Raw genomic sequence first — 17,089 nt, 5'->3', positions numbered from 1 at the left:
CAGACTCGGACGACCACGGGCGGAGCGTCTGAGGCGTATGTCTTCCTCCCGCATCGAGGGCGCCCTGGCCCGCAGCCAGGGCGCCTTCGGCACGCCCGCGCTCGCCCTCCTGCACCGCAAGGAGGGCCCGCTCGTCGTTGCGGTGCTGTCGCTGATCTTCACGCCCGGCCGGTCCACCGTGCCCACGGAGCAGATGCACGTGGAGGTGGAGGACCTGCTCGCGGAGGCGCGCGGCACGGGCCACGACGTGCCCGACGAGCCCGTCCGTGCGCTGTGCTCGCGCTGGGTGGCGGGCCGGTGGCTGGTGCGCTTCCTCGACGACGAGGGCGCGGAGCAGTACCAGGTGAGCTCGTACGCGGCCGAGGCGCTGGCGTTCGTCGACCGGACCCAGGGGACGCGATCACTGGTCAGCGAGTCGCGCATCCGCACGTTGCTGGTGGCCCTGGAGGGGCTGGCCAGGGACGCGCGCCCGGACCGCGAGTCCCAGCAGGCGGCGCTGCGCGAGCAGGTGGCCCGGGCGAAGGACGAGATCGCCCGCGCCGAGGCGGAGCTGGCGCGCCTCGGCGGCGGCGGCCCCGTGGTCGAGGCGCCCGTGGAGGTCCTGGTCGAGCAGTTCGACAACGTCGCCGCGCTGGTGCGCGAGCTGCCGGCGGACTTCGCCCGCGTGGCGGAGTCGATCGCCGACCTGCAGCGCAGCATCATCAACGGCCTCCGGCAGGACGTGCGCCCGACGGGTGAGGTGCTCGGCGCCTACCTCGACGCGTCCGAGTCCCTGATGCAGCGCACGCCTGAGGGGCGCGCGTTCTCGGGGGCGATGGAGCTGCTGCGCGACCCACAGCTGCTCGGCCAGGTGGACGAGCGGGTGCGGGCGGTGCTGGCGCACCCCTTCGCCGACGACCTCCCCCCCGACCGTCGCGAGGCCGTGCGGGCGCTCTACGCGCAGCTCCTCGCGTCGGTCGACGCGGTGCTCGACGCGCAGGCGCGGGCCTCGCGGACCGTCACCCAGCAGCTCACGGTGCACAACCCGTTACGCGACCGCGAGCTGGACGCCGCCCTGCGCGAGGCCACCGCCGCGATGGCCGACTGGTTCCCCGCGTCGGGCCGGGCGGCCCGGGTGGAGCCGCTGCGCTGGCTGGAGCGCGCCCGGCTGGGGCGGTTCCGGGCCCAGCTGCACGACCTGCACCCCGACGCCCTGCCCGACCCGCTCTCCGACCTCGACGATCCCGGCCTCGACCCGGACGGAGACCCGAGGGAGCTGCTCGGCGGTCTGCTGGGCATGGGCGGCCCGCGGTACGACGAGACGACCGCGCACGCGGCGCGGGTGCTGCGCGAGCGCGGCGCGGCCACCGTGGACGAGGTGTTCGCCGCGGCGCCGGCGGAGCTGCGCCGACCGGTGGAGCTGCTCGGCTACCTCGAGCTCGCCGCAGAGGGCGCCCTCGAGGATGCCATCGCCGACGGTGACGTGCCCGCCGCCCGACTGCGCCGGGTCACCGCCGAGCGTGCCGACGGCAGCACCCGCGAGCTGGTGCTCCCGGCCGTCCTGGTCGCGACGCCCGGCGCGGCAGCTCCCGACGAGCCCACCGACGAGATGGAGACCCCCGCATGACTGAGGTCGCCCCCGCACCCGGCACGTTCGTCGAGGTGACGGCCATGGAGGACGACGACGCCGCGCTGTTCGCCGGCGACACCGGCGTGCTGCCCTACGACGCGCGCCGCGCCCTCGCCCTCGTGCTCCAGCGGCGCTACCTGTCCGCCGCGGCACACCCCGCGGAGTGGAAGGCACTGCTCGCGCACCAGAACCTGCTCTCCTCGCGCTGCCACGACATGTTCGTCGAGCTCGTCGTGGACCGCGACTACGAGATCGCCTACAAGCGGCAGGTCCGCGAGGCGGGGCTGAGCATCCCCGTGCTGCTCAAGGACGAGCCGTACAAGCGGGTCGAGACCCTGCTCATGCTCTTCGCGCGCAACCGCTTCCGGCAGGAGCAGGGCGCGGGGGAGCGGGCCGCCCACGTGGACGCCGAGGAGCTGGTGGACTACGCGCTCGGCTTCCTGGCCGCGGGCGAGACCAACCTCGCGGCGCGGCGCCGCGAGATCGACAACGCGATCGGCGCGCTGGTGCGCGAGCACGTGCTCGACGAGGTCGCGGACGGCCGGTACCGGGTGCAGCCGGTGGTGGAGATCCTGCTGCCGGTCGAGCGGCTGCGGGCGCTGACGGCGTGGCTGCGCGACCCGTCGCCGGTGGGGCCTGTCGAAACCACGGAGCCTGTCGAAACCACGGAGCCCGTCGAGACCATGGCCGACGACGAGACCGACGACGAGACCGACGACGTGGACGAGGTCGACGAGGACGAGGAGGCCCGCGCGTGACGATCACGAGCGACCCGGCGGAGCAGGTTGCCGCGCCGCGCATGCAGCAGTCGTTGTTCGGGCTCATCCCGACGGCATCGGACGGACGCCAGTGGACGGCCCGGTCCATGCAGCTGGTGAGCTGGGGCGGCTACCACGGGTACCACGAGGTGCGGTTCGCGGGCACGACGACGCTGCTCACGGGGGCGTCCGGGTCCGGCAAGTCGACCCTGCTGGACGCGTACATCGCGCTGATGATGAGCCACACCACCCCGTTCAACGGCGCCTCGAACACGGCGACCAGCGGCCGTGCGCGGGGGCAGGAGCAGCGCAACGTCGTGTCGTACGCCCGCGGCAAGCTCGACGAGCAGCGCACCGCCGGGTCCGCGACGGCCAGGGACCGGGTGCTGCGCGGCGAGACGTCGGACACCTGGTCCGCGATCGCGATGACCTGGTCGTCGCAGGCCGGCGAGCGGTTCACCGCGCTGCGTGCCTGGTACGTGCCCCGGGGTGCCCAGCGCGCCGACGAGACCGTGGCCGTGCGCGCCGTCGCCGACCGCGACGTCTCCCTGCGCGAGCTCGAGCCGCTGGTGACCCAGCGCTTCGCGAAGCCCGGCCTCACGGCGGCGGGCCTGACGACGTTCGACACGGACAAGGCGTTCGCCACCCGCCTGCACGTGGCCCTCGGCATCGGCGCGGCCGGCGACGGGGAGAAGGCGATGCAGCTGCTGGGGCGCATCCAGGCCGGCCAGCAGATCACCACCGTCGACGCCCTGTACAAGGCGATGGTGCTCGAGGAGCCGGAGACGATCCGGGTGGCCGAGCGCGCCGTCGAGCACTTCGACGAGCTCAGCGAGGTGCGCGCCGAGATGGACACCGCGCAGCGGCAGGTGGACATGCTGCGGCCCATGCTGGAGCACCGTGCGGCGATCGACGCCGCCGTGGCCGCGCGCAGCGTCGTCGGCTCGCTCGGCGTCGGCGTCGGCGGTGCAGGCGTTGCCGGTCATGGGGCCGACGACGCCCCGACGCCCTTCACCTCGTGGCGCGACCGCACGCAGCTGGACCTGCTGCGTGCCGCCGAGGCCGAGAACCGGGCGCAGCACAAGGCCGCGGCCGAGCGCGTCGCCGTCGCCGAGGAGCGGCGCACCACCGCCGACGCGGAGCTCGACCAGGTGCGGTCGGACCAGCGCCGCAACGGCGGCGACGCTGTCGAGGCCGCCGAGCGCGAGGTACGGATCGCCGAGCAGCGGCTCGCCGAGGTGCGGCGTGCCCGCGCGGAGCTCGAGGGACACCTGGCGCCGCTCGAGCGCGAGGTCGGCACGCGGCGGGAGCTGGAGGCGTTGCACGCCGACGGTCGTCGTTACCTCGAGGAGCGCGACCACCACACGGACGCGCTGACCGAGGCGGTCGTCGAGGCCAGCGCCCGCGAGAAGGAGGCGATGCGCGCGCTGGCCGAGCTGGAGCGCGAGGAGGCCTCGCTCAAGGCCCGCCGGGGCAACGTGCCGCGCGAGCTGCACGAGGCACGCGAGGCGCTCGCGCGGGCCGCGGGCCTCCGGGCCGACGACGTACCGTTCGTCGGTGAGCTCCTGGAGGTGCGCGGCGAGTACGAGCCGTGGCGCGACGCGCTCGGGTTCGCGCTGGGCGGGTTCGCCGTCACGATGCTCGTCGACGAGTCGCGGCTGGACGCCTTCCGGGCGGCGGCCGACGACGTCCGGTCGCCGGTGCGGGTGCACTTCGAGGGCGTCCCCACCGGCCTCGCGCTGCACGAGGAGACCGACCGATCGCTGCTGCCCGGCCGGCTCGAGATCAAGGCCGGCCCGTTCGGCGGCTGGCTCGCCGGCAGGCTCGCGGAGCGTTTCGCCTACGTGTGTGTCGACGACCCGGCCGACCTGAACCGCCACGACCTGGCGCTCACCCGCGCCGGCCAGACGGCCCAGGGTCGCCGCGGCGCGCACGGCGGCCAGGGGCGGGCCTCGGCGCTGGGCTTCAGCAACCACCGGCGCCTCGAGCAGCTTGCCGAGCAGATCGCCGCCTCCCACCAAGAGCTGCGCCAGGCCGCCGAGGCGCTCGCAGGCACGCGGCTGCGGCAGAAGGGCGAGGCTGACCACTTCGTGGCCTACAGCCAGGCCCTGCGCGCGGAGTGGGACGACGTCGACCTGCGTGGCGCGGAGGAGAAGTTCGCCGACCGGCGCGAGCGGCTCGAGGCGCTCGTCGCCGGCTCCGACGTGCTGCGCGCGCTCAAGGCGGACGAGGACGCGCTGAAGGCCCGGGTCGACGAGCTGTACCGCGAGCGCGCGGCGGCGCAGCACCGCGTGACGGAGCTCGGCGCCGGGTGGGAGCAGATCAGCGACCTGGTGGACCAGGTGGCCGACGCCGTCGAGCGCGCCGACGCCGACGGGATCGAGCCGACGGCGGAGCAGGCCCGGCGCCTGGCCGAGCTGATGGCGCAGGTCGGCTGGTCGGGCGCAGTGGGCGGCACCGCGGGCAGCGGCCTGGCGGACCTCACGACCGCCGTGGCGGCCGTCGTGCGTGAGCTGCAGCACGAGCAGGAGTCCGCCCAGGAGGCCGAGCTCGCCGCGCGCGCGGCCCTGTCGGCGCTGTTCGAGCGGTTCAACGACACCTGGCCCGACCCGAACCGTAGCGCCGACCCCGACGCCGCGTACGCCGACTTCCTGCGGATCTACGAGGAGCTGGAGTTCCAGCAGCTCTACCGCCTGCGGGACAAGTGGTCGGCGCACCTGCGCCAGATGTCGGGCGACCAGCTCACCCGCCTCAACAACGGCATCGCGCAGGCGGTCGCGGAGATCCGCGACCGCATGGAGCCCGTCAACGCCATCCTGGCCACGCTGCCGTTCCGCGACGACGACCACCGGCTGCGCATCACCGCCACGCCCGCCGAGGGCAACGACGTCGCGTCGTTCCGGCGTCTGCTGCGCGAGCTGGCGACCACCCCCGCGGGCGACGTGCCGCTGGCGGAGCACGAGCGCCGCTACGCCCGCATGACCCGGCTGATCGACCGGATCCGCCCGGACAGCCCGGAGCGGCGCCGGCTGGTGGACGTGCGCGACCACGTGCGCATCAGCGCCGAGTGCGTGGACCTCGCGGGCAACCACGTGAGCGTCTACGACCACATCGCGGGCAAGTCCGGCGGCGAGTCGCAGGAGCTCGTCGCGTTCATCGTCGGGGCGGCGCTGCGTTACCAGCTCGGTGACTCCGGGGCCGAGCGCCCCCGGTACGCGCCCGTCTTCCTCGACGAGGCCTTCATCAAGGCCGACGCCCGGTTCGCCGGCCGCGCCGTCGGCGCGTGGCGGGGCCTCGGCTTCCAGCTCGTGGTGGGCGCGCCGCTGGACAAGGTGAGCGCGTTGGAGCCGCACGCCGACGTCGTGCTGCAGGCCATCAAGGACGCGACCGGCAGGACGCGGCTGGTGACGCTCGTGGGGGAGTGATCTGCTGCCTGTGCCGACGCGGCCGACAGGGTCATGGACGACCTCGAGGGTGTCTCGTGGGGGGAGGAGCACCGGGACACGTCCCGACGTCCACTTTGCTCGACGTGGGATGCGCCGTCGCGGTGTTCCTGGGGCTGACCGCTGGGCGCGTGTGTACTGTCGTGACGTGACCGAGACCACGCCTCTGATCACCAGCCCGGAGCACTCCGTCGAGGGGTTCGTGCGCGAGTACCTGCGCGAGCTGAACTTCTCCCAGGGCACGATCCTGGAGCGCGCCACGGCCAACGACGAGTACCTGGCGCTGGCGCGCACGGTGCGGCACTACCTGATGGCGGGGTGGATGCAGACCACCGTGGACCAGTACCGCACGCAGGCCAAGGCGGTGGCGTACCTGTCGGCGGAGTACCTGCTGGGCCGCCAGCTCGACAACGCGCTCCTCGCGACCGACCTCGAGGCGATCGCCGCGGAGGCGCTGGCGAGCCTGGGCATCGACCTCGATGAGCTGCGCGAGGTGGAGGTGGAGCCCGGCCTCGGTAATGGCGGGCTGGGCCGCCTGGCCGCGTGCTTCGTCGACTCCCTCGCCACGATGAGCGTGCCCGCGATCGGCTACGGCATCCGGTATGAGTACGGCATCTTCCGGCAGACGTTCTCCGGCGGCCGGCAGGTCGAGGAGGCGGACAACTGGCTGGCTGGAGGAGCACCGTGGGAGTTCGCTCACCCCGAGCACGAGGTCACGGTGGGCTTCGGCGGGAGCACCGAGAAGTACAGGGACGACGACGGTCGCGAGCACACGCGGTGGGTACCGGGCTGGCGGGTGCTCGGCGTGCCGTACAACTACATGGTCCCCGGCTACCGGAACGGCCGCGTCAACACGCTGCGGCTGTGGAGCGCCCGAGCCACGCACGCCTTCGACCTCGAGATCTTCAACAACGGCGACTACGCCGACGCGGTGCGCTCGCAGACGTTCGCGGAGAACATCTCCAAGGTGCTGTACCCGGAGGACTCCACGCCCCAGGGCAAGGAGCTGCGGCTGCAGCAGCAGTACTTCTTCGTCGCCTGCTCCATCCGCGACTTCATCGACCAGCTGCTGCCGCCGGGCTTCGACCTGCACGACCTGCCCGACCGCATCGTCTTCCAGCTCAACGACACCCACCCCGTCATCGCGATCCCGGAGCTCATGCGGATCCTCGTCGACGAGAAGGGCTTCGACTGGGACGACGCCTGGCAGGTCACGCAGCGCTGCTTCGCATACACGTGCCACACCCTGCTGCCCGAGGCCCTCGAGGTGTGGCCGGTCGAGCTGGTCGGGCGCCTCCTGCCGCGCCACATGGAGATCATCTACCGGATCAACGACGAGTTCCTCGACCAGGTGCGCGAGCGCTCGGGCGGCGACGAGGTGCTGGTGCAGCGCATGTCGATCATCGCCGAGCACCCGGAGCGCGCCGTGCGGATGGCGTACCTCGCGACGGTAGGCGGGATGAAGGTGAACGGCGTCGCGGAGCTGCACTCCCAGCTGCTGCGCGACCGCGTGCTGGCCGACTTCGCCGCCCTCTGGCCGGAGAAGTTCACCAACGTCACCAACGGCGTCACGCCGCGGAGGTTCCTCAAGCAGGCCAACCCGGGCCTGTCGGCGCTGGTCACGGAGGCGATCGGCGACGGCTGGGTCACCGACCTCGACCGGCTGCGCGAGCTGGAGCCGCTGGCCGACGACGCGGAGTTCCGGCGCCGGTTCCGTGAGGTCAAGGCCGCGAACAAGGGCCGCCTCGTACAGATGCTGGCGGCCCGGGACGGCATCGAGATCGACCCGGCCACGATGCTCGACGCCATGGTCAAGCGCCTGCACGAGTACAAGCGCCAGCTCCTCAAGCTGCTGCACGTCGTGACGCTCTACGACCGCATCACGGCGGGGGTGCTCGCGGTCGAGGACGTCACGCCGCGCACCGTGGTCTTCGGGGCCAAGGCCGCGCCGGGCTACGTGATGGCGAAGGAGATCATCGCGCTGATCAACCACGTGGGCGCCGTGGTGAACGCGCACCCGGACGTGTCGCGGGTGCTGCGCATCGCGTTCCCCGCGAACTACAACGTCACCGTGGCCGAGACGCTGATCCCCGCCGCGGACCTGTCGGAGCAGATCTCCCTGGCCGGCAAGGAAGCCTCGGGCACGGGCAACATGAAGTTCGCGCTCAACGGCGCCCTCACGATCGGCACGGACGACGGCGCGAACGTCGAGATCCGCCAGCTCGTGGGCGACGAGAACTTCTTCCTGTTCGGGCTGACCGAGCCCGAGGCCAGCGCGATCGCGGAGGCCGGGTACCGGCCGGCCGCCTACTACGAGGAGAACCCGTCCCTGCGGCGGGCGCTGGACCTGATCGCTAGCGGCGCGTTCTCCGGCGGCGACGCCGCGGCCTTCGAGCCGGTCGTGGCCAACCTGCGGGACGAGGACCGGTTCATGGTGCTGGCCGACTACCAGTCGTACCTCGACGCGCAGGACCGCGTGGAGGCGGCCTACGCGGACCCCGACGCGTGGAGCCGGTCGGCGGTGCTCAACGTGGCCCGCTCGGGCTTCTTCTCCTCCGACCGGTCGATGCGCGACTACCTCGAGCGCATCTGGCACGCCGCGCCGCTGTCGTCGTCCTGAGAACCGTTCTCATATCTGCTTCACTGCCGCGCACAGGGGAATGATTCCCATGTGATCTTCAGTCGTTCGAGCCAGAGAGAGAGACGCATGCCTTCCCTCACCCGTATCCCCGAGCCCACGTTGACCGACGACACCCTGATCGTCACCGAGGGCACGGAGGAGTAGCGGTCCGGCATGCGCGTCCTGGACGCCGACGGGAACGAGGCCGCGGCCAGCGACGAATACCCCGGCGTGTACGGCGAGGCCGTCGTCCTGGGCTGCGAGGACGGGGCGCTCGTCCAGGCGGGCGGAGAGCTCACCGAGGTCGCCGTGCCGGACTCCTACGGACGCATCGGCAACCAGGCCGGTTCAGAGGTGTCGCCGGTCGTCCTCGGCGACTACTAGGTGGACCCGGACGCCGAGCTGGAGGAGCCCGCGCGGGTCTCCCTCGTCGACACGCGCGCGGGTGAGCTCTCTCTCGTCGACCTGCCGTCCAGCTACACGTTCCGGTCGCTCGCGCGCGGTGACGACGGCGAGGCGCTGGTGCTCGGCACTGACGGCGCGCTGCACGTCATCGAGCCCGAGAGCGGCGTGCTGGAGAAGTCGATTCCCGTCATCGACGCGTGGGAGGAGCCGGTGGACTGGCAGCAGGCCCGGCCGGCGGTGCTGGCGCTCGACGGCTCGGTCTACGTGACCGACCCGGAGAACAAGGCCGTGCACGCGGTCGACCACGAGCACGACGAGTGAGCGGCGACGCCGCCCGGGTGCCACACGGTCTCCCGGGCGGCGTCGGTAGACTCCAGGAGCCATGCCCATCGATCGCCCCACGGTCCGCGTCGTGACCGACTCGACCGCCTGCCTGCCGCCCCCCGGCGGCGTCGGCGCGCCCGTCGTCGTCCCGCTCCGGGTGGTCGCCGGCGACGACGCGTGGCGCGAGGGCGTCGACATCACGCCCGAGGAGGTCGCGACCCGGATCGCGGGCGCCGAACGGCTGAGCACGTCCCAGCCCCCGGCGGCTGAGCTCGGCGCGGTCTACCGGGACCTCGCCGCCGACGGCGCCAGGGCGGTGGTGTCGGTGCACATCTCCGGGGACCTCTCCGGCACCGTGGACGCGGCCGCCGCCGCGGCGCAGCGCAGCATGATCCCGGTGCAGACCGTCGACTCGCGGACCGTCGCGATGGCCCTGGGTTTCGCCGCGCTGGAGGCCGCACGGTGCGCGGTCGAGGGGCACGACGCCGGCCAGGTCGCGGCACGGGCGCGCCAGGTGGCAGCCTCGAGCAGCACGTTCTTCCTGGTGGACTCGCTGGAGCACCTGCGGCGCGGGGGGCGGCTGTCCGCGCCCGCCGCCGCCCTCGGGACCGCGCTCGGCGTGCGCCCGATCCTCACGGTCCGCGACGGGCGCATCGAACTGGCCCAGCGGGTCCGCACGCGCAGGGCGGCGACGGACCGGCTGGTCGAGCTCGCGCTGCGCTGCGCCGCCGACTGCGAACGCCCTGGCGTCGCGGTGCACCATCTCGGCGTGCCGGACAGGGCGGCGGAGCTCGCCGACCGGCTCCGGGAGGGGGCCGGTGTCGAGCCCGTCGTGACGCCCGTCAGCGCAGTGCTCGGCGCGCACGCCGGGCCCGGCGCGCTCGCGGTCGTCGTCGCCGATCTGGGCGGCCACCGCCACGACGGTCCGCGCTGACGACGCTGCCCCCAGGTTCCTGCTGTCCACAGGCGGGCCGCGAGGCCGCCCGCCCGGGGAACGCCGCGACCTAGCGTCGCCGCGTGACCACGACGCTCCCCCACGAACCCGCAGGATCCGACGGCGCGCTGCCGCCCGGACCGGCCCTCGGCGGCCCGCCGGGATCGGCACCGGCGCGCGGATCGATGCCGGCACCCGGATCGACGCCGGCACCCGGATCGACGCCGGCACCAGGGTCGGCTCTGGACGAGGCCGCGGCGCGGCTGCACGCCTGGCACGCCACCTGGCACGCGGTCAGGGACGACGCCCCGCGGTCGCCGGCCGGCGGCGCACGGGACGTCGGCGCATGGGACGTGGGTGTCGGGAACGTGGGTGCCGGTGACGTCGGTGCGGGGGAGGTCGGTGCCGGGGACGTCGCGGCGCCGGACGACGAGCTCGCCGAGCGGCTGCGGGCCCGCCGCTCGGCGCGGCACGTGGCGGCCGCCTACGCCGCGGCGCACGGCCACCCGCTCGACGAGGCACACGACCGGGGCGGGTCCCGCCGCTGGTCGCTCGGGCTGCGCCTAGCGGTCGTGGCGTCGATGGCGGTGCTGCTGGTGGCCGTCGTGGTGGCGGTCGTCGCGACGGTGCGGCCCGACGGGGTGACCACCCTCGTGGCCGGGGACGCCTCGTCCGGGTCGTCGATCGAGCCGTCGGCAGAACAGTCGGCAGAGCCGACGGCGAGGTCGTCGGAGGCCTCGTCGGCGGGGACGCCGGCCGAGCAACCTGCCGCGCCGGCGTCCGACCCCTCGGCGGCCGGCGTGGTCGTGGTGCACGTCGTGGGCGAGGTGAGCGAGCCCGGCCTGGTCACCGTGCCGGTCGGGGCCCGGGTGGCCGACGCCGTCGCAGCGGCCGGTGGCACCACGCGGCGCGCGGACACGGCGGCCGTCAACCTCGCCCGTGCGGTGGTCGACGGCGAGCAGATCCGGGTGCCGCGCCCGGGGGAGGCACCGCAGGAGGCGGCACCCGCCGCGAGCGGTGCGCCCGCGGCGGGGGACGGTGGCGCCGGCGGGGTGGACCTCAACACGGCATCGGCCGCCCAGCTCGAGGAGTTGCCGGGCATCGGGCCTGCGCTCGCCGAGCGCGTCGTCGCGTGGCGGGACGAGAACGGGCCCTTCACCAGCGTCGACGAGCTCGACGAGGTGTCGGGGATCGGCCCGTCCGTGCTGGAGCAGGTCCGCGACCTGGTCCGTCTGTGAGCGCGGTGCCGGTCGTCATGCCGGTCGATGCTCGGGTGGACTCTCGGGTCGATGCTCCGGCCGAGGCGTCGGCCGTGGCACTCGCCACGACGCCCGCCACGACGCCCGCCACGGCGGCGGCCGTCGCACCTCGACGGCACGTCGACCTGCGGCTCGTCCCCGCGGCGGTCGTCACCTGGGCGGGGGCCTGGGCGCTCACGGGGCCGGCGCAACCGTGGGGGCGGGTCGTGGCGGTCGCGAGCGTTGTCGTGCTCGGGCTGGTCGCGCTGGGCTTGGTGACGATCAGGCTGGTGACGACCGGGCTGGTGACGACCGGGCTGGTGACGACCGGGCTGGTGACGACCGGGCGGGTCACGACCGGCCTCGTCACGGGCAGGCTCGCCGCGGCCGGCCGTGGAGCCGCCCCCGTCCGGCACCGGGCCGGGTGGGGGCGGTCCGCCGGGGCGCACGCGGTGCTCGCCCTGGTCTGCCTCGCTGCGGTGGCGCTGGGGGTACAGGCCCAGACAGCACGCCAGGTGCCGCTCCTGTCGCTGTCGGCTCAAGGGGCGCACGCGACCGTCGTCGGGCGTGTCGCGTCCGAGGCACGGCCCGCGGTTTTCGGCGACGGGGTCCGATGGGTGCTCGCCGTCGAGCAGCTGACGGCGCGGGGGGTCGGCGCGCCGGGCGGCGGGCTCGTCGAGGTGACCGCCGATGGACCCGCCCCGCGCTACGGCGCCACGGTGGCGGTCTCGGGGGTGCTGCGGTCGGTCGGCGACGGCGACGGGCCCGTTGCCAGACTGACCGGCGCGGGGCAGGTGGCCGAGCGCGAACCGCCCGGCGCCCTGCTGCGCACGACCCACGTGCTGCGCGCGGCGCTCCTGGACGTCACGGCAGGGCTGTCCCCGCAGGCGCGCGGGCTGGTGCCGGGGGTGGCCGTGGGCGACACGAGCCGGGTGCCACCGGAGATCGACGAGGCGATGCGGGTCACGAGCCTCACGCACATCACGGCCGTCTCCGGTGGGCATTTCGCGATCGTGGTGGCCACGCTCACCGGCCTGTGCGCGCTCGCCCGGGTGCCGCGCGGCGTGCGGGTCGCGGTGATCGCCGCCACGGCCGCGGCGTTCGTGCTCCTGGTGCGCCCGGAGCCGAGCGTGCTCCGGGCGGCGTGGACCTGCGCGGCCGCGCTCCTCGGCCTGGCGCTCGGGCGGCCCTCGGCGGGCGCCCCCGCGCTGGCGGCGGCCGCGACGGCGCTGCTGGTCGTCGACCCGTGGCTCGCCCGCTCGTACGGCTTCGTCCTTTCCTGCGCGGCGACCGCGGGGCTCGTGCTCCTCGCGGGCCCGCTGGCGCGCCGCCTGGCGCCGTGGACGGGCCGGCCGCTCGCGTTCGCCCTCGCGGTGCCGTGGGCGGCGCAGGCGGCCTGCGGCCCGGTGCTGCTGCTGCTCGACCCGCACGTGCCCCTGACGTCGGTGCCCGCGAACCTGCTGGCGACCCCCGCGCTGGTCCCGGCCACGGTGCTCGGGCTCGTGGCGACGCTGCTGGCTCCGTGGGCGCCCGGGTTCGCCCTGCCCGTCGCGTGGCTGGCCGGCCTCGCCACCGGGTGGATCGCGGGTGTGGCGCGGTGGTTCGCCGACCTCCCGGGAGCGAGCGTTGCTTGGCCCGGCGGCCTGGGTGGTGTCGCCGCGCTCGCGCTGCTCACCGCCGCCGCGCTGGCGGCCGTGCTGCGCCGGCCGCCCGGCGAGGGCTGGCGGCGCGAGTGGCGCGACGCCGCGCCACGTACCCTGCGTCAGGTTCGCCGGGGCGTCCGGCGCCGGGTGCGCCGTACGGTCCTGCGGCACGGCCGGGCGCGGACCGCGGTCGCCGCCGGGCTCGCGGGCGCCGCGCTGCTGGCGGTCCTGGTCCTGGCCGTGCCCAGGCTCGCGGGCGCGGGCGCCGGCGCCGCCGTCCCGGACGACTGGCAGGTGGCGGCCTGCGACGTCGGGCAGGGCGACTCGATGGCCGTGCGCACGGGCGCGGCCTCGGCGATCGTCATCGACGTCGGCCCGGCGGGGGACGACGCGGCCCGCTGCCTCGACCGCCTCGGCGTGACGAAGATCGACCTCCTGGTGCTCAGCCACTTCCACGCCGACCACGTCGGCGGGCTGGAGCCGGTGCTGCGGGATCGACGCGTCGACGCCGCGCTCGTCTCGCCCCTCGCGGAGCCGGCCGCCCAGGCCGCCGACGTGCGCGACGGTCTCGCCGCGGTGGGGGTACCAGTGCAGGTCGCGGGCGTCGGGGACGAGGGCGAGTCGGGCTCCGCGACGTGGCAGGTACTCGGGGCGTCCGGCGCCGGCGGCTCGGGGACGGACGCGGGAGCGGAGGGGGACGGGGCGAACGACGCCAGCGTGGCGCTCCGGGTGCACACCGCGGGCGGCCTCGACCTGGTCGCGCTCGGCGACCTGGAGGAGCCGGCCCAGGACGCGCTGGCGGGCGTGCTCGCCTCGTCGGGCATGTCGTCGAGCGAGGCGGCGGACGTGGACGTCGTCAAGATGGCGCACCACGGCTCGCGGTCGCAGTCCGCTGCCCTCGCCCAGCTGCTCTCCCCGCGGGTGACCCTCGTGAGCGTCGGCGCCGACAACACGTACGGCCACCCGACCGATGCCGCGCTGGCGCTGTACGGCTCGGTGGGCTCCGCGGTGGTGCGGACCGACGAGTGCGGCACGGCGGTGCTCGTGCAGCGCGGCGAGGAGATCGGGCTCGCGTGCGGGTAGGCGGGCGACAGGGGGGACGTCTCCGCCGCCCGGCCGCGGCTCGGCCCGGGATGCGGGAGCGTCGGCGGTTCGTGGCAGGCTGGGCGCGTGCCTCCCGCCCCGACGTCCCGTCAGTCCCGAGCGCCTCGTCGAGGCGGCGCCACGACGAGCAGGGCGAACAGCCGTCCGTGGGACGACCCGACCCTCGCCCCCGTGATCCTGGTGCGCGGGCCCGAGGGGCTGCTCACCGAGCGCGCGGTGGACGGCATCGTCCACCTGGCGCGGGAGCGGGACGCCGAGACCGAGAAGACCGAGCTCGACGGCGGCACGTACGCCGCAGGTCAGCTCGCCGTGGCGGCGAGCCCCTCGCTCTTCGGCGAGCCGAGCGTGGTGGTGGTGCGGTCGGCCGAGGCGGCCACGGAGGAGCTCGTCGCCGACGTCGTCCGCTACGTGGGTGCACCCGACCCGGAGACGGTCGTGGTGGTGGTGCACGGCGGCGGGCAGCGGGGCAAGAAGATGCTCGACGCGATCGTCGCGAGCGGGGCGCCGGTGCTCGAGTGCGACCCGATCAGCAAGGACGCGGACAAGGTGCAGTTCGTCACGGGCGAGTTCCGCGCCGCGCGGCGGCGCGCCGACGCGGCGGCCGTCCGCGCCCTGGTCGACGCCCTGGGCACCGACCTGCGCGAGCTCGCCTCCGCGTGCGCCCAGCTCGTGGCGGACACCGCGGGCACGATCAGCGAGGGCGTCGTCGACCGCTACTACGGCGGCCGGGTCGAGGCCACCGGGTTCAAGGTCGCCGACGCCGCGGTGGCGGGCGACGCCGGCGGGGCGGTCGCCCTGCTGCGGCACGCGCTCGCGACGGGCGCCGACCCCGTGCCGATCGTCGCGGCGCTCGCGCTGCGCCTGCGCACCCTGGCCCGGGTCGCGGCGATCCGGGGCGGTGCGGCCACCGCGCGGCAGCTCGGGCTCCAGGACTGGCAGGTCCGCAACGCCCAACGGGACCTCTCGCGCTGGACACCCGAGGGCCTCGCCACCGCGATCGGCGCCGTCGCGCAGGCCGACGCGGACGTCAAGGGCGGCGGTCGCGACCCGGTCTACGCCGTCGAGACGGCCGTGCTCGCGATCGCGCGGTCTCGGCGCGGCTGAGCCCCCGCACCCACAACACCCAGCGGGCCCACATCATCCGGGTCCGGACGCACGAAGGGCGCCGCACCCGGGGGTGCGGCGCCCTTCGGAGCCTTGCCGGTCCGCCGTCAGGCGGACGGGTCGCGACGAATCAGAGCGCGTCGACCGACTTCGCGATGGACGACTTGCGGTTCGCGGCCTGGTTGACGTGGATGACGCCCTTCGAGACCGCCTTGTCGAGCTTGCGCGTCGCGGTCTGCAGAGCCGCGGTCGCGGCCTCCTTGTCGCCCGCGGCGACGGCCTGACGCACCTTGCGGATGTGCGTCTTCAGCTCAGACTTGACGGCCTTGTTACGCAGGCGCGCCTTCTCGTTCGTCTTGATGCGCTTGATCTGGGACTTGATGTTTGCCACGTGTGGACTTCCTGGTGTGTTCGCCTGCCGGCGAGCGGATAGGTCGTAGAGGGCGGCCGCAGCTCCGGGACTGGGGTGGGGAACCCGTGGAGAGGAACCGCGGCTGTGCCCGCCGACCTGGGCGGACACGCAAACATCAACGATAGCAGAGGCTGCGGTGCGACAGAACCGTGCTCAGCATGCCGCCATGTGAGATGCGCTTCGGGCATTCGTATCAGATCGTGGAGGTCGTCATCCCGGACAGGTGCACCACACCGTCGTGTCACACCGGCCGCGCCCGAGCAACCGGGCGCCCTTCGAGGAGTATCCATGCGCCGCTCGTCGCTCGAACGCCCGTCTGCCCGCAGGTCCGCACGCCGCACCACCGCCCTCGTCCTGTCGTCCGTCACCGCCATCGCCCTGGCCGCGTGCTCCTCCGGGGGCTCCGACGCCTCGGGCGGCGACCTCCAGGGGGAAGGGACCGGCGAGGAGTGCGCCATCGCCGACCCGGTGCCCGTCGGCGCGGCACTCTCGCTGACCGGGCCCGCGGGCAGCTACGGCGAGTCGCAGCGCAAGGGCCTCGAGCTGGCCGCCGACGCGCTCTCCGACGACGGCGTCACCTACGAGCTCGCGATCGAGGACGACCAGACGGACCCGCGCCAGGGCATCACCGTCTTCGAGAAGCTCGCCGCCGACGGGGTGAGCGCCATCATCGGGCCCACCCTGTCCACGGTGGCCTTCCAGGCGCAGCCGATCGCCCAGGAGGAGGGCGTCCCGGTGGTCGCCATCTCCAACACCGCGGACGGCATCACCGAGCAGGGCGAATACATCCACCGGGTCTCGCTCACGGAGGGCCAGGTGATCCCGCAGACGGTGGCCGCCGCCGTCGCCGAGCACGACCTCAAGGACGTGGTCGTCATGTACAGCGACGACGACGCGTTCACCGACTCGGGCTACCAGGTGTTCGCCGAGGCACTCGAGGCCGAGGGCGTGAACGTCTCCGAGACCCTGACGTTCTCCGTCTCGGACACCGACTTCCGGCCTCTGCTCACCGAGGCGAAGGCCGCCGATCCGGACGCGATCGTCGTCTCCGCCCTCATCGAGGCCGCCGTGCCCCTGGTCGCCCAGGCCCGCGAGCTCGGCATCGACGTGCCGATCATCGGCGGCAACGGGTTCAACAACCCGCAGCTCATGGCCGACGCCGGGGACGCGGCGGAGGGCGTGATCGTCGGGGCGGCCTGGAACTCGGCGGCCACCGACAACGCGCAGAACGCCGAGTTCCTCGAGGCCTACGAGGAGGCCAACGACGCCGCGCCCGACCAGTTCGCCGCCCAGGCGTACGCGGGCCTGGAGGCGATCGACGCCGCCGTGCGGGCCGGCTGCTCGGCCGAGCCCGACGACGTCCGCGACAACCTCGGCTCGGTCCAGGACCTCGACACCGTGCTCGGCACCCTGAGCATCGACGAGAACCGCGACGCCGTGCACGAGGGCGTGGTCCAGGTGGTCACGGACGGCCAGTTCGTCGCCCTCGACTGAC

General features: G+C 74.4%; 12 protein-coding genes. 11 read left to right on the top strand and 1 reads right to left on the bottom strand.

Features of this window, described 5'->3' with window-relative positions; translation table 11 throughout:
* Window positions 1–37: 37 nt before the first annotated feature.
* From AC1C2W_RS12695 to holA, 10 genes are all read left to right on the top strand, one after another.
* Complete coding sequence (locus tag AC1C2W_RS12695) at window positions 38–1,606, top strand: DUF3375 family protein (RefSeq protein ID WP_495413267.1); 1,569 nt, start codon at window positions 38–40, stop codon at window positions 1,604–1,606.
* A complete protein-coding gene (locus tag AC1C2W_RS12690) occupies window positions 1,603–2,367 on the top strand; it encodes a DUF4194 domain-containing protein (protein ID WP_495413266.1) in 765 nt (254 codons plus the stop codon). The genes AC1C2W_RS12695 and AC1C2W_RS12690 overlap by 4 nt, the downstream gene beginning before the upstream one ends.
* Window positions 2,364–5,792 carry an ATP-binding protein gene (locus AC1C2W_RS12685; RefSeq protein WP_495413265.1) on the top strand — a complete coding sequence of 1,143 codons (3,429 nt, stop codon included), beginning with the start codon at window positions 2,364–2,366 and terminating at the stop codon, window positions 5,790–5,792. Before AC1C2W_RS12690 ends, AC1C2W_RS12685 begins: the two co-directional genes overlap by 4 nt.
* A 166-nt stretch (window positions 5,793–5,958) precedes the next feature.
* Entirely contained in the window at window positions 5,959–8,430 is a 2,472-nt protein-coding gene (locus tag AC1C2W_RS12680) for a glycogen/starch/alpha-glucan phosphorylase (protein ID WP_495389584.1), read from the top strand.
* A 174-nt stretch (window positions 8,431–8,604) separates the two neighbouring features.
* A complete protein-coding gene (locus AC1C2W_RS12675; protein WP_495413264.1) occupies window positions 8,605–8,814 on the top strand; it encodes a hypothetical protein in 210 nt (69 codons plus the stop codon).
* Entirely contained in the window at window positions 8,815–9,156 is a 342-nt protein-coding gene (locus tag AC1C2W_RS12670) for a hypothetical protein (protein WP_495389583.1), read from the top strand. It begins immediately after the preceding gene.
* Between the two features lie 91 nt (window positions 9,157–9,247).
* Entirely contained in the window at window positions 9,248–10,093 is an 846-nt protein-coding gene (locus tag AC1C2W_RS12665) for a DegV family protein (protein ID WP_495389582.1), read from the top strand.
* 83 nt (window positions 10,094–10,176) lie between these two features.
* Window positions 10,177–11,331 carry a ComEA family DNA-binding protein gene (locus tag AC1C2W_RS12660; protein WP_495413263.1) on the top strand — a complete coding sequence of 385 codons (1,155 nt, stop codon included), beginning with the start codon at window positions 10,177–10,179 and terminating at the stop codon, window positions 11,329–11,331.
* Window positions 11,332–11,405: 74 nt separating this feature from the next.
* Complete coding sequence (locus AC1C2W_RS12655) at window positions 11,406–14,057, top strand: ComEC/Rec2 family competence protein (RefSeq protein ID WP_495413262.1); 2,652 nt, start codon at window positions 11,406–11,408, stop codon at window positions 14,055–14,057.
* Window positions 14,058–14,249: 192 nt separating this feature from the next.
* Window positions 14,250–15,182 (top strand): DNA polymerase III subunit delta, encoded by a 933-nt coding sequence (gene holA / locus AC1C2W_RS12650; RefSeq protein ID WP_495413261.1) that lies wholly within the window; start codon window positions 14,250–14,252, stop codon window positions 15,180–15,182.
* Window positions 15,183–15,312: 130 nt separating this feature from the next.
* On the opposite strand, the gene rpsT is transcribed toward holA, so the two are convergent.
* Window positions 15,313–15,573, bottom strand: coding sequence for a 30S ribosomal protein S20 (gene rpsT / locus AC1C2W_RS12645; RefSeq protein ID WP_495389578.1), 261 nt, complete (start codon window positions 15,571–15,573; stop codon window positions 15,313–15,315).
* Window positions 15,574–15,882: 309 nt separating this feature from the next.
* Here rpsT and AC1C2W_RS12640 point away from each other — a divergent pair, with 309 nt between their 5' ends.
* Entirely contained in the window at window positions 15,883–17,088 is a 1,206-nt protein-coding gene (locus tag AC1C2W_RS12640) for an ABC transporter substrate-binding protein (RefSeq protein WP_495413260.1), read from the top strand.
* Window position 17,089: the final 1 nt, after the last annotated feature.

Source organism: Isoptericola sp. Y581, from assembly GCF_059445475.1.
The sequence above is the reverse complement of the archived record's forward strand: the minus strand, read 5'-3'. Positions and strand labels throughout refer to the sequence as shown.